Genomic DNA, 12,658 nt, shown 5'->3' on the forward strand with positions numbered 1-12,658 from the left:
AGAGCTGTCGAACGGGACGACCGATTCGGCTGCGTACAGCGCCGCCGATCGCCCAGGAGCCGAGAGCTCTTCCCCGGCCACCAACGCCGAGCCCACCGAGCCCGCGAAGACCTCAGCCATTGCCACCGAAGCCGCTGATGCCGAGCCCGCAGCGGCCCCAGCCGGTGATGCCGATGCCGAGCCCGCCGACTCCGCAACAGCCTCAGCCAGCGACGCTGATGCCGAGCCCGCGAGCGCTGAATCCGCAACCGAACCCGGCGGCTACCCGCCAGCGCTCATCGCGACCGCAGTCGCACTCCCGGTCGTGCTGGTCGTCGCCGTTCTGGTCGCCGCGGTGCTGGCCCACCGCGCGCCGACCGAACGTGAACCCTTGGTCCTCGGCCCCGTCCCGGCACCCGCCGCGGACGGACCCGCGTGCACCGCCCTGCTGCCCGCATTGCCCGTCGATCTCGGCGACTATTCCAAATCCACGCTGGTGGAACCGGCTCCCCCCGCGACCCGCGCCTGGCAGCGCAAGGACGGCGGCGAGGCCATCGTATTGCGCTGCGGTTTGGAACGACCGTTGGAGTTCAACCGCGCATCGCCCTTGCAGATCGTCAATGGCGTGCAATGGTTCGAGGTCCGCGATGCGGCCGCCAAGGCCAGCACCTGGTTCGCCGTCGACCGCGAAACCTATATCGCACTGACCGTCCCCGACGGCTCCGGTCCCACTCCGCTGCAAGGGGTTTCGGACACGATCACCGCGAAACTTCCCACCCAGCCCATCGATCCCGGACCGCTGCCGAACTGACCAACCACACCTCCCGCCCATCCGCACCACCTGCCGCCGTGTCCGGACTGCTCGTCGAGCGCAGTCGAATGGTGTCGCCCACACCGGACTCGACCGCCAGATCACTACGCTCGGCGAGTAGGTACTAGCGCAACCCCGTACCCCGTGCGAGCGCGGTCTCGATCAGCGTGGAAACCAAGGCCCGGTAGTCGATTCCGGTCGCCTCCCACATCCGCGGATACATGGAAATCGAGGTGAATCCGGGCATCGTATTGATCTCATTGATCACCGGGCCGTCCGCCGTGACGAAGAAGTCCACCCGCGCCAACCCTTGGCAGTCGAGCGCTTTGAATGCCCGCACCGCGAGTTCCCTGACACTGTCGCTGACATCGTCGTCCAGCTTCGCCGGAACGTCGAATTCGCAGACATCGTCGAGGTATTTGGTGTCGAAGTCGTAGAACTCCGGCACCGTGGCATCGGCCTCGGGCATCCGGATTTCGGCGACCACGCTGGCCGCCACCCGCCCGTCCGGGAATTCCAGCACGCCGCATTCGACCTCGCGGCCGACAATGCCCGCTTCCACGATCACCTTCGGATCGTGTTCACGCGCCGTCGCGATAGCCGCGTCCAACGCACTCCAATCGGTGACCTTGGTGATACCGATCGAGGAACCACCACGGGCCGGTTTGACGAACACCGGTAGGCCCAGCAGCGCCCGATCGTCCGCGTCGAGCGTGTCGGTCCCACGCCGCAGCACCACCTGCCGCCCGACCGGCAGCCCCTCCGCGGCGAGCAGCTTCTTGGTGAATTCCTTATCCATGCCCGCCGCGCTGGCCAGCACGCCGGGCCCGACATAGGGCACCCCCGCTAGCTCGAGCATGCCCTGCAGCGTGCCGTCCTCCCCAAACGGGCCGTGCAGGATGGGGAATACCACGTCCACCGATCCGAGCGCAGCACTCGGGTCGTCGAGCGCGACCAGTGAGCCGGACCGGCTCGGATCGGCAGCCAGCGTCAATGCGGTACCGCTGCTGTCGACCGCGGGCAGCGCATTGTCCTTGAACCCGAGCGCCGCCACCTCGGAACCACCGAGCACCCAGGCACCGTCGCGGGTGATGCCGATGGGCACGGCCTCGTACTTTTCCGGATCGAGGTTGCGCAGCACGCTGCCAGCCGACACACACGAGACGGCGTGCTCGTTACTGCGCCCGCCGAACACCACAGCAACCCTGATCCGGTTCGTCATGCACCGAACCGTACCCGTTATGGATGCCGAACCAACCTAGCGCCCGGATTCGCCCCTACTCCGGTTTGATCCGCCGACCCAGCAGATTGCCGACCGCGTCGCGCACCGAAAGGCCCTCATGGCACACCTGGTGCACCGAGGTGGTGAGTGGCATCTCGACATCGTGCGCGGCGGCGAGCGCACGAACCGATGTGCACGACTTCACACCCTCGGCGACCTGACCATGGGTGGCCTCCTGGGCCGCTTCCATGGACCCGCCCGCCCCGAGCACGTGCCCGAACGATCGGTTGCGCGATAGCGGCGAAGTGCATGTGGCGACCAGATCGCCGACCCCGGCCAACCCCGCCAAGGTGACCGGCTCCGCGCCGAGTGCGACCCCGAGTCGGATGATCTCGGCCAGCCCGCGCGTGATCAGGCTTGCTATCGAGTTGTCGCCCAACCCCATCCCCGAGGCAATGCCGCAGGCCAGCGCGATGACGTTCTTGCATGCGCCACCGATCTCGCAGCCGATCACATCGGTATTGGTGTAGGGCCGGAAGTAGCCGTTGGCGCACGCCTGCTGCAGCGATGCCGCACGGGCGGCATCACTGCACGCGATCACGGTGGCCGCGGGTTGCTCGGCGGCGATCTCCTTGGCCAGATTCGGGCCGGACAGCACCGCGATGCGGCTCTCGTCGGCCCCGGTGACCGCACCGATGACCTGACTCATCCGCAGCAGCGTGCCGGTCTCTATGCCTTTGGCCAGGCTCAGCAGCGCGGCATCCGGTCCGATCGAGTCCCGCCATCGCTCGAGATTCGCGCGCAGTGATTGAGACGGAACCGCGAGCACGACGATATCGGCGCCGTCGAGCGCCTCTGCGTGATCGTGGGTCGCGGCCACGCTGGGTAGTTGCACATCGGGCAGATAGAACGGATTGCGATGTTCGGTGGCCAATGCCTTGGCCACCTCGGGCCGCCTGGCCCAGATCGTGACGTCGGTTCCCGCATCCGCCAACACCTTCGCGAACGCGGTGCCCCATGATCCCGCGCCCAGCACTGCCGCCCTCGTCATCTGCCCAATATGCCATGGAACCACTCATGGAAGGATCAACACCATGCATGCGTTGCACGCCGTGATCGCGGTGAAGAGCCTCGATAGCGCCAAGAGCCGGCTGGCTGATCGGCTGCGCCCGGAACACCGGGCCCGGCTGGTGCTCGCCATGCTCGCCGACACCGTCTCCGCCGCCGTCGCGGTTGCGCGGATCGCATCGGTCACCGTGGTGACCCCGGATCCGGTCGTCGCCGAGCTGGCGCGCACGCTCGGCGCGGTGGTCCATCCCGAACCTCGGCGCGAGGTAATCGACGCGAGCGATCCGGACGGCTTGAATACCGCACTTACCGACGCGGCCACCGCATTGCGGCACCGGCACGGCCCGATCGAATTGTTGGCCCTGCAGGCGGATCTGCCCGCGGTGCGCCCCCACGAACTCTCGGACATGCTGACCACCGCGCCGGTGGGCGTCCGCTCGGTCGTCGTCGATCACACGGGCAGCGGCACGGCCGCGCTGTTGGTCCGCGATACTGTCGCACCGCTGGATCCGCGTTTCGGCCCTGGCTCGGCGCATCGGCATATCGCCGCGGGCGCGGTCGACCTGCCCGGTGACTGGCCCGGGTTGCGGCTCGACGTCGATACCGCCGACGATCTGGACCGCGCCGTCGAACTCGGCGCGGGCGATTCGACAGGTGCTGTCCTGCACGACATCGGTTGGCCGATTCATATTCACGAACGGGTACGCCGGGTGTGCTAGCCGGTCGCCACATCCGGCGTGATACGTACGGCAATGATGCTGTCGGGCTGCACAGGGCCCGCTTCGTAAGGGATGATCGTTGTCGTGAGTGAGCGAAGCAAGCGATTCCGGAGCCAGCGTGCATCGCGCATGTCGGTGCCGCGTGCCAGCGAGGCGCGGGCATGAGCGATATCGAAACCGTCAAACAACAAGTGCTGCCGACCCCACTGCCCGCCGCGACACCGCCGGCCGAGGATGCCGCCGCACAGCGGTTGCCACGTGATCGCTACCTGAACCGCGAACTCAGTTGGCTCGACTTCAACACCCGGGTGCTCGCGCTTGCCGAGGATGCGTCGCTGCCGCTGTTGGAGCGCGCGAAATTCCTTGCGATTTTCGCCTCGAATCTGGACGAGTTCTATATGGTCCGCGTCGCCGGCCTCAAACGCCGTGCGGAGACCGGACTTTCGGTGCGTTCGGCCGACGGCCGTTCGCCCACTGAACAATTGGAGCTGATCGCGGCACGTGCCCAGGAGATCGCGGACCGCCATGCCCGCGTCTTCCTCGACGCGGTTCTGCCCGCGCTGACCGCGGAGGGCATCGCGATCATCGACTGGTCCGACCTGGACGACGATGAGCGCCAACGCCTCTCGGCCTACTTCCAGGATCAAGTCTTCCCGGTACTGACCCCGCTCGCGGTAGATCCGGCGCACCCGTTCCCCTATATCAGCGGCCTGAGTCTCAACCTCGCGGTGACGGTGAAGGATGCATCCACCGGCGGTGAGCATTTCGCCCGCGTCAAGGTGCCCGACAATGTCGACCGCTTCATACGCGTGCGGCGCACCGACTCCGGTTCCCCGGTCGCGGCCTTCCTACCGATGGAAGCACTGATCGCCGCGCACCTCGAGCTGCTGTTCCCGGGTATGAAGGTCGTCGAACACCACTCGTTCCGGATCACCCGCAATGCCGATTTCGAGGTCGACGAGGATCGCGACGAGGATCTGCTGCAGGCGCTGGAACGCGAACTCGCCCGTCGCCGCTTCGGTTCGCCGGTTCGACTAGAGGTCTCCGACGATATGACCGAGCACATGCTCGATCTGCTGTTGCGCGAACTCGAGGTCGATCCAGACGATGTGATTCAGGTGCCCGGGCTGCTGGACCTGTCTTGCCTGTGGCAGGTGTACGGCGTTGACCGGCCCAATCTCAAGGACGCACCGTATGTGCCCGCGACACCGCCCGCGTTCGGCGAGCGCGAAACCCCTCGCAATGTATTCCAGGCGCTGCGCGAGGGCGATGTGCTGGTGCACCACCCCTATGACTCGTTTTCCACCAGCGTGCAGCGCTTCATCGAACAGGCCGCCGCCGACCCGCAGGTGCTCGCGATCAAGCAGACCCTGTACCGCACCTCCGGTGACTCTCCGATCGTGAACGCGCTCATCGACGCGGCCGAGGCGGGTAAACAGGTCGTCGCACTGGTCGAAATCAAGGCACGCTTCGACGAACAGGCCAACATCAAATGGGCCCGCGCGCTGGAGCAGGCCGGGGTGCATGTGGTCTACGGCCTCATCGGCCTCAAGACGCACTGCAAGACCTGCCTGGTGGTGCGCCGCGAGGGTTCGACCATCCGCCGCTACTGCCATATCGGCACCGGCAACTACAACCCGAAGACCGCGCGTCTGTACGAGGACGTCGGGTTGCTCACCGCCGCACCGGAAATCGGCGCCGATCTGACCGATCTATTCAATTCGCTGACCGGTTACTCGCGAAAGGCGAACTACCGCAACCTGCTTGTCGCACCGCAGGGTGTCCGTGCCGGAATCATCGAACGGATCCAGCGCGAGATCGAGCTGGCACAGCAGGGCATCCCGGCGCGAATCCGAATGAAGGCCAACGCAATTGTCGACGAGCAAGTCATCGACGCGCTCTACCGAGCTTCTCAGGCCGATGTACCGGTGCAGATCGTGGTGCGCGGCATCTGCGGTCTGCGCCCCGGTGTCGAGGGAATGAGCGAGAACATCGAGGTGCGCTCGATTCTGGGTCGATTCCTGGAGCATTCGCGGATCATGCACTTCCAGGCCCAGGACCAATACTGGATCGGCAGCGCCGACATGATGCACCGGAATCTGGATCGGCGCGTGGAAGTCATGGCGCAGGTGAAGGATCCGAAACTGTGCGAGCAGTTGGGTTCGGTATTCGACTCGGCGTTGTATCCGACGACCCGCTGCTGGGTACTCCAAGCCGACGGGAGCTGGCATGCCTCGCCCGACGGTGCCGATCGCAACGGCATCGAAGTGCGAGACCACCAGGAATTCATGATGCGAGTGCGGAGACCGGATCAGCAGTGAGCAGTGCGACGGGATACGAAATGGACGGGGGACCGTTCTGGGATCCCCGGGTAACAGCCAACATTCACGCCGCGGGTGCGGTGCTGTGGCGCAGAGCGGCTGCTGAATCCAGCAGCATCGAGATCGCCGTGGTGCACCGCCCCAAGTACCAGGATTGGTCGCTGCCGAAAGGCAAACTCGATCCGGGCGAGACGCCGGTGCTCGCCGCCGTGCGTGAGGTCCGCGAGGAAACGGGCCTGGACTGCCGGCTCGGCCGCTACCTCGGGCATGTCACCTATCCAATTCCTGGCCATCGGAAACTCAAGCGGGTCGATTATTGGGCCGCGGAGGTTCGCGGCGGTGAATTCAGCGCCAATTCCGAGGTCGATGTGCTGTCGTGGCACACCTTGGACCGGGTGATGGACCAGTTGTCGTATCCGATGGACCGACAGGTGATGCGCGCCTTCACCCGGCTGCCTGCCGCCACCAGCACGCTGCTCGTAGTGCGGCATGCCAAAGCGGGCAGCAGGCACCGATTCGACGGTCCGGACGAGCAGCGTCCGCTGGAGCGGGCCGGTCGGGCCCAAGCCGACGCGTTGGTCCCGAATCTGCTGGCATTCGGTGCATCCGAGATATATTCGGCCGATCCGGAGCGCTGCGTCCAGACGGTGGAACCGCTGGCGGACAAGCTCGGCGCACCCATCAACATCGAACCGGATTTCTCCGAAACCGCTTATGCCGCAGCGCCGGACAAGGCTCGACAGCGCGCCGTTTCGCTTGTGTCGGATCGTGCGGTGCGCGTTCTGTGCAGTCAGGGCAAGGTAATTCCCGATCTGCTGCGGTGGTGGGCCGATCGGGACGGCATCACGCTGCCGTCCGCACGCAACCGCAAGGGCAGTGTGTGGGTGCTGTCGTTCGCCTCTGGTCGACTGGTCGCCGCCGACCACCTCGACCGGTCACTCTCGGACGCCATCGTCAAGTCCTGACGCCCTGCGGGGGAGCACAACCGTCATCCGGTCGCTTCTGCGGACCGAATCCAGACCTGGACAGCCGAAACGGCCCCGGGGCGAACCTCGGGGCCGTTTCGAGTCGGTTATGCCGGTGATTCCGCCTAGCGGAGCCGAATCACTCGGCGGCACTGCGCGTTCAGCGTCAGCGCGCGCGGCGAGCCGGAGCCTTCTTGGCCGCGGACTTCTTCGCGGGTGCCTTCTTCGCGACCGTCTTCTTGGCGGCAGTGGGGGTGGTCTTCTTGGCCGCGGTCGTCGACTTCTTGGCCGGGGTCGCCTTCTTGGCGGCGGTCTTCTTGGCGGGTGCCTTCTTCGCGGCCGTCTTGGTGGCAGTTGCCTTGCGCGCCGTCGTCTTTGCCGGGGCCTTCTTGGCCGCCGTCTTCTTAGCAGGCGCCTTGGTAGCGGTCGTCTTCTTGGCGGCGGTCTTCTTCGCCGCTGTCTTCTTTGCGGCCGCCTTCTTGGCTGCCACCGGTGCATTCGCGCCGCGCTTTACCGCAGGGCCGCTCGCGGTCAGCTTCTGCTTACCCGCGATAACGGCTTTGAACTGCGCGCCCGGACGGAACGCTGGCACCGAAGTGGGCTTCACCTTCACGGTTTCGCCGGTACGCGGGTTCCGCGCGACGCGAGCCGCACGCTTACGCTGTTCGAACACACCGAATCCGGTGATTGTGACGCTCTGACCCTTGTGCACCGCGCGCACGATGGTGTCGACCACATGCTCGACTGCCGCGGTGGCCGTGCGCCTGTCCGTACCCAACTTTTCGGTCAGAACGTCGATCAGTTCCGCCTTGTTCATTGAATCCTCCGCAGACTAATGGCCCGTCGTCGGACCGACTAGGTACCACGGTAAACCCACTTTGGGCAAGAGTCTATGTGCCACGCCAAAATTCATGTGGTTTAGCACACGTCCAGCTACCGCCCCAAGGCGAACTCAGCTATCGCTACCGGGTGATTACGCCTGCGAAATATGCGCCGGAAGGGTTGTGGGTTTCCAACTTGGCCTTGCCTTTTCGAACTCGCCGATGACGTCACTGCGCCGCAGTGTCAGCCCGATGTCGTCCAATCCTTCGAGCAGACGCCACCGCGTGTAGTCATCAATATCGAACGGCAACACGACGGTTCCGGCCGTCACCGTGCGCGCCTCGAGATCTACTACCAATTCGAGACCCGGCTGTTCCTCGAGCAACTTCCAGAGCATTTCGACATCGTTCTGTGACATCTGCGCGGCCAACACTCCGCCCTTACCCGCATTGCCGCGGAAGATGTCGGCGAAGCGCGCGGAGATGACGACGCGAAAGCCGTAGTCCGCCAGCGCCCATACAGCGTGTTCGCGGGACGATCCTGTGCCGAAGTCCGGCCCTGCTACCAGGACACTGCCCCGGTTATACGGCTCGGTGTTCAGAATGAAGTCCGGATCCGATCTCCATGCTGCGAACAGTCCGTCTTCGAATCCCGTTCGCGTCACGCGCTTCAGGTAGACCGCCGGAATGATCTGATCGGTGTCGACATTGGATCGGCGCAGCGGCACTCCGATCCCCTTGTGCACGGTGAAGGCTTCCATTTGCTGATTCTCCTGGGTCATTAGACGATTTGCGCTGATCGTTTCGAGCGACCTGCAAGTAGTGGCTACGGCTCCCGTTTCGGGGACCTGCGAGCTGTCGCCGGCGGGTGGAACAACGAATCGGCGCGGACACAACGGCGTCCGCGCGCCGATCAGTCCAGATCCGCAGGCGAGGACAGGGTGCCGCGGACCGCCGTAGCGGCCGCTACGAGCGGGGAAACCAGGTGTGTACGGCCACCTTTGCCCTGCCGACCCTCGAAGTTACGGTTCGAAGTCGAAGCACAACGCTGCCCCGGCGCGAGCTGATCGGGATTCATTCCCAAGCACATCGAGCAGCCCGCCTGACGCCATTCGGCACCCGCCGCGGTGAAAATCTCGCCCAGTCCTTCTTTTTCCGCCTGGGCGCGTACCCGCATAGAACCCGGTACAACCAACATTCGCACCCCGTCGGCGACCCGGCGGCCCTTCAAAATCCCGGCCACCGCACGCAAATCCTCGATGCGCCCGTTGGTGCACGATCCGACGAATACGGTGTCGACCGATACATCACGAAGTGGAGTACCCGGCTCCAAATCCATGTATCGCAACGCTTTCTCCGCGGACTCGCGCGCCGTCTCGTCGGTAATCCGCGCGGGATCGGGCACCTGCTCGCCCAGTGGCGCACCCTGCCCCGGGTTGGTGCCCCAGGTGACGAACGGAGTCAGCGAGGCGGCGTCTATGTGCACCTCGGCATCGAAAACGGCGCCCTCATCGGTCTTCAGCGCCTCCCAGGCGGCCACTGCGGCATCCCAGTCGGCTCCCTGCGGCGCGTGCGGGCGCCCTTTGAGGAATTCATAGGTGGTTTCGTCAGGAGCGATCATGCCGGCCCGCGCGCCCGCCTCGATCGACATGTTGCAGATCGTCATTCGCGCCTCCATGGACATGGCGCGAATGGCCTCGCCGCGATACTCGAGCACAAAGCCCTGACCGCCGCCGGTACCGATCTTGGCGATGACCGCCAGAATCAGGTCCTTACTCGTCACACCCGGCGGCAATTGGCCGTCCACGGTGATCGCCATGGTCTTGAACGGGCGCAGCGAGAGTGTCTGCGTGGCAAGGACGTGCTCGACCTCGCTGGTGCCGATGCCCATGGCCAGCGCGCCGAACGCGCCGTGCGTGGAAGTGTGACTATCGCCGCACACCACTGTCATCCCCGGCTGGGTCAAACCCAATTGCGGCCCGACGACGTGCACGATGCCCTGATCCAGATCCCCCATCGGATGCAGTCGCACACCGAATTCCGCGCAATTGCGGCGCAGCGTCTCGACCTGGGTGCGCGAAATAGGGTCCGCGATCGGCTTATCGATATCGATCGTCGGGACGTTGTGGTCCTCGGTCGCGATGGTGAGATCGGGGCGACGCACCGGACGACCCGCGGCGCGGAGTCCATCGAAGGCCTGCGGGCTGGTCACCTCGTGTACGAGGTGCAGATCGATGTAGATCAGATCCGGCTCTCGGGAGGCGCCCTCGCCCGCTCCGCGGGCGACGACATGCTGCTCCCACACCTTCTCGGCCAGTGTGCGGCGCTCGGCCATTCTCGATCACCTTTCCGACGAGCAACCGGGGTACGCGATCCGGGCTGAGGCGCGCGCACGGCTGCACAAGTTTTTCGGCTGTTTCCGACGCGTCCGGAGCGAGCGGACCACAAAGTGGCTTTCTCAGTATCCGAGACGCTAATATCGTTCTATGAGACAGCATAGCGGTATCGGCGTCCTCGACAAAGCGGTGTCAGTGTTATATGCCGTCGCGGAGCACCCATGCGGTCTCAACGAACTATGCACCCGCACCGGCCTGCCCCGAGCCACCGCCCATCGCCTCGCCGTGGGGCTCGAAGTACACCGCCTGCTCGCCCGCGACAACAACGGCCTGTGGCGGCCCGGACCAGCACTCACCGAACTCGCCGCCGGGGCCACCGATCCACTGCACGAGGCTGCCGCGGCCATTCTCCCGCGTCTGCGTGAAATCACCGGCGAGAGTGTTCAGATCTACTGCCGAGACGGCAATGCGCGGGTCTGCGTCGCCGCTTTGGAACCGCCCGTCGGCCTGCGCGACACCGTGCCGATCGGGGCGCGACTGCCACTCACCGCGGGTTCGGCGGCGAAGGTGCTGGTCGCCTGGGCGGATACGGAACTGCAGCGCATCATCCTGGCCGATGCGGTATTCGGTGAGCGGGCACTGGCCGAGGTCCGCAAGCGCGGCTGGGCCCAGAGCGCCGCCGAGCGGGCCAGCGGTGTGGCCAGCGTCTCCGCACCGGTGCGCGATGCCGCGGGGCATGTCATCGCGGCCGTTTCGGTATCCGGACCGATCGATCGCATGGGCCGCAGACCAGGCGCACGCTGGGCGGCAGACCTGGTCGCCGCCGCGGACGCACTGCACAAGCGACTGTAACGCGTTCCAGTTTCGAACCTTTAGAGTTGGTGCGCATGGGAGTAAACCAACGGGCGCAGATCGTCATGTCCGACGCCGAGATTTCCGAATTCCTGCAGCGCAGCCGCATCGCGACGCTGGCCACCATCGGCCCGAGCGGTGCACCGCACTTGACCGCGATGTGGTACGGCCTGATCGACGGCGAGATCTGGTTCGAGACCAAAGCCAAATCACAGAAAGCGGTGAACCTGCGCCGCGACCCGCGCGTAACGTGCATGGTCGAAGCAGGCCAGACCTACGACCAGTTGCGCGGCGTCTCCATCGAGGGGCACGCCGAGATCATCGATGATCCGGAAAAGCTCTTCGCCGTCGGCGTGAGCGTCTGGGAGCGCTACACCGGCCCCTACAGCGAAGAAGTCCGCCCACTCGTAGAGCAGATGCTCAACAAGCGCATAGCGGTCCGCGTGATCCCGGATCGCCTGCGCAGCTGGGACCACCGCAAACTCGGCCTCCCCCAACTCCCGGTAGGCGGCACCACCGCCCAACCCCTCGACTGATCGCGCCACGCGGGAAAATCCGCCTGACACGCCACACCCGGCACAGTAGCGTCAATCGTGTTCGACCAGAATGGCAGCGCGGCGACGCCCCGTGGCGCGCCACCCGGCCGCGACGACGAGGAGCAGACATGGCGGAAGCGGAAAGTTCCAACGGCAAGGCGGCACCCAGCACCGAAGAGGTCAAACGCAAGTTCAAGGAAGCCCTGGAGCGCAAAAACCAGCACCACGCCAAGTCGAACGAACACCTCGACGGCCGCTCCAAGGCATCCGCCGCCCACGGCAACGCCAGCCACAAACGAGAGTTCCGCCGCAAGAGCGGATAGGAACACCCCCAGAAGGCCCTTCAGCGAAACCGCTGGAGGGCCTTTTCCCTATCGTCAAAACCCTCGAGCCACTCCTGCACTCCTGCGGACCACCGCCCCTCCGTCACGTGCTCGACATCACGCCGATGAACCTGCACTCCAGCAGACGAGCGCCCCAGCAGCGAGGAAACATCGCCACACCCACACAACACACCCCAGAGCTCACGCTCCGAAGCAAACTCCGAGCCCACCGCCGATCAAGCGCGAAGCCCTCCAGGCAGCCAGCTGGGCGAAGCGCTCCGGATGGGAACCTGGGATCCCTCACAACACTGATCGACCAGTCGTCGCCACGACAAACGCACCCCAGCACCGCGCGGACAAGGCCACACCCATCCAACGGCCCCCTGACCTGCTATTCCGAGACGAAGTCCCCGGCCAAACTAGGGGATCCGGGGGCGAAGCCCCCCGAACGGAACCTGGGATTCCCCCACAACACCGATCGACCAGTCGCCGCCACGACAAACGCACCCCAACACCACGGAAACAAGGCCACACCCACCAACGGCCCCTGACCTGCCATTCCAGGACGAAGCCCCCGGCCAAACTCGGGGATCCGGGGGCGAAGCCCTCCGAACGGAACCTGGGATTCCCCCACAACACCGATCGACCAGTCGCCGCCACGACAAACGCACCCCAACACCACGGAAACAAGGCCACACCCACCAA

At 65.4% G+C, this 12,658-nt stretch carries 12 protein-coding genes; 7 read left to right on the top strand and 5 right to left on the bottom strand.

Features of this window, described 5'->3' with window-relative positions; all coding sequences use genetic code 11:
* Window positions 1-118 precede the first annotated feature (118 nt).
* Window positions 119-790 (top strand): DUF3515 domain-containing protein, encoded by a 672-nt coding sequence (locus tag ACIBG0_RS14100; protein WP_397032694.1) that lies wholly within the window; start codon window positions 119-121, stop codon window positions 788-790.
* A gap of 124 nt (window positions 791-914) precedes the next feature.
* Here ACIBG0_RS14100 and ACIBG0_RS14105 read toward each other — a convergent pair whose 3' ends face one another.
* Window positions 915-2,012: a D-alanine--D-alanine ligase family protein gene (locus ACIBG0_RS14105; protein ID WP_397032425.1), complete on the bottom strand. Its 1,098-nt coding sequence runs from the start codon at window positions 2,010-2,012 to the stop codon at window positions 915-917.
* 55 nt (window positions 2,013-2,067) lie between these two features.
* Window positions 2,068-3,063 carry an NAD(P)H-dependent glycerol-3-phosphate dehydrogenase gene (locus tag ACIBG0_RS14110; protein WP_397032426.1) on the bottom strand — a complete coding sequence of 332 codons (996 nt, stop codon included), beginning with the start codon at window positions 3,061-3,063 and terminating at the stop codon, window positions 2,068-2,070.
* Window positions 3,064-3,106: 43 nt separating this feature from the next.
* Here ACIBG0_RS14110 and cofC point away from each other — a divergent pair, with 43 nt between their 5' ends.
* The 3 genes from cofC (at window position 3,107) to ACIBG0_RS14125 (ending at window position 7,085) form a co-directional block, all read left to right on the top strand.
* Window positions 3,107-3,799 carry a 2-phospho-L-lactate guanylyltransferase gene (gene cofC / locus ACIBG0_RS14115; RefSeq protein WP_397032427.1) on the top strand — a complete coding sequence of 231 codons (693 nt, stop codon included), beginning with the start codon at window positions 3,107-3,109 and terminating at the stop codon, window positions 3,797-3,799.
* Between the two features lie 161 nt (window positions 3,800-3,960).
* Entirely contained in the window at window positions 3,961-6,120 is a 2,160-nt protein-coding gene (locus ACIBG0_RS14120; protein WP_397032428.1) for an RNA degradosome polyphosphate kinase, read from the top strand.
* Between the two features lie 20 nt (window positions 6,121-6,140).
* A complete protein-coding gene (locus tag ACIBG0_RS14125) occupies window positions 6,141-7,085 on the top strand; it encodes an NUDIX domain-containing protein (protein ID WP_397032696.1) in 945 nt (314 codons plus the stop codon).
* Between the two features lie 166 nt (window positions 7,086-7,251).
* Here the strand turns inward: ACIBG0_RS14125 and ACIBG0_RS14130 are convergent, their stop codons facing one another.
* The 3 genes from ACIBG0_RS14130 to leuC form a co-directional block, all read right to left on the bottom strand.
* Window positions 7,252-7,902 carry an HU family DNA-binding protein gene (locus ACIBG0_RS14130; protein ID WP_397032430.1) on the bottom strand — a complete coding sequence of 217 codons (651 nt, stop codon included), beginning with the start codon at window positions 7,900-7,902 and terminating at the stop codon, window positions 7,252-7,254.
* A 156-nt stretch (window positions 7,903-8,058) separates the two neighbouring features.
* Complete coding sequence (gene leuD, locus ACIBG0_RS14135; protein WP_397032431.1) at window positions 8,059-8,667, bottom strand: 3-isopropylmalate dehydratase small subunit; 609 nt, start codon at window positions 8,665-8,667, stop codon at window positions 8,059-8,061.
* A 152-nt stretch (window positions 8,668-8,819) separates the two neighbouring features.
* On the bottom strand, window positions 8,820-10,241 hold the full coding sequence (gene leuC, locus ACIBG0_RS14140) for a 3-isopropylmalate dehydratase large subunit (protein ID WP_397032433.1): 1,422 nt from the start codon (window positions 10,239-10,241) through the stop codon (window positions 8,820-8,822).
* A gap of 151 nt (window positions 10,242-10,392) precedes the next feature.
* Here leuC and ACIBG0_RS14145 point away from each other — a divergent pair, with 151 nt between their 5' ends.
* The 3 genes from ACIBG0_RS14145 to ACIBG0_RS14155 all read left to right on the top strand — a co-directional run bounded on the left by ACIBG0_RS14145 (window position 10,393) and on the right by ACIBG0_RS14155 (window position 11,953).
* Window positions 10,393-11,094 carry an IclR family transcriptional regulator gene (locus ACIBG0_RS14145; protein ID WP_397032435.1) on the top strand — a complete coding sequence of 234 codons (702 nt, stop codon included), beginning with the start codon at window positions 10,393-10,395 and terminating at the stop codon, window positions 11,092-11,094.
* 35 nt (window positions 11,095-11,129) lie between these two features.
* A complete protein-coding gene (locus ACIBG0_RS14150; protein ID WP_397032436.1) occupies window positions 11,130-11,630 on the top strand; it encodes a pyridoxamine 5'-phosphate oxidase family protein in 501 nt (166 codons plus the stop codon).
* Window positions 11,631-11,758: 128 nt separating this feature from the next.
* Window positions 11,759-11,953, top strand: a complete 195-nt coding sequence (locus tag ACIBG0_RS14155; RefSeq protein ID WP_397032438.1) for a DUF5302 domain-containing protein — start codon at window positions 11,759-11,761, stop codon at window positions 11,951-11,953.
* The last annotated feature ends 705 nt before the right edge of the window (window positions 11,954-12,658 follow it).

Source organism: Nocardia sp. NPDC050630 (assembly GCF_044457245.1).
In the GTDB taxonomy this organism is placed as follows: Bacteria; Actinomycetota; Actinomycetes; order Mycobacteriales; family Mycobacteriaceae; genus Nocardia.

Coding starts and splice junctions, on each gene's coding strand:
- leuD (WP_397032431.1), bottom strand. CDS start 8,667: ATGGAAGCCTTCACCGTGCACAAGGGGATCGGAGTGCCGCTGCGCCGA.
- ACIBG0_RS14105 (WP_397032425.1), bottom strand. CDS start 2,012: ATGACGAACCGGATCAGGGTTGCTGTGGTGTTCGGCGGGCGCAGTAAC.
- ACIBG0_RS14110 (WP_397032426.1), bottom strand. CDS start 3,063: ATGACGAGGGCGGCAGTGCTGGGCGCGGGATCATGGGGCACCGCGTTC.
- ACIBG0_RS14130 (WP_397032430.1), bottom strand. CDS start 7,902: ATGAACAAGGCGGAACTGATCGACGTTCTGACCGAAAAGTTGGGTACG.
- ACIBG0_RS14145 (WP_397032435.1), top strand. CDS start 10,393: ATGAGACAGCATAGCGGTATCGGCGTCCTCGACAAAGCGGTGTCAGTG.
- cofC (WP_397032427.1), top strand. CDS start 3,107: ATGCATGCGTTGCACGCCGTGATCGCGGTGAAGAGCCTCGATAGCGCC.
- ACIBG0_RS14155 (WP_397032438.1), top strand. CDS start 11,759: ATGGCGGAAGCGGAAAGTTCCAACGGCAAGGCGGCACCCAGCACCGAA.
- ACIBG0_RS14120 (WP_397032428.1), top strand. CDS start 3,961: ATGAGCGATATCGAAACCGTCAAACAACAAGTGCTGCCGACCCCACTG.
- ACIBG0_RS14150 (WP_397032436.1), top strand. CDS start 11,130: ATGGGAGTAAACCAACGGGCGCAGATCGTCATGTCCGACGCCGAGATT.
- leuC (WP_397032433.1), bottom strand. CDS start 10,241: ATGGCCGAGCGCCGCACACTGGCCGAGAAGGTGTGGGAGCAGCATGTC.
- ACIBG0_RS14125 (WP_397032696.1), top strand. CDS start 6,141: ATGGACGGGGGACCGTTCTGGGATCCCCGGGTAACAGCCAACATTCAC.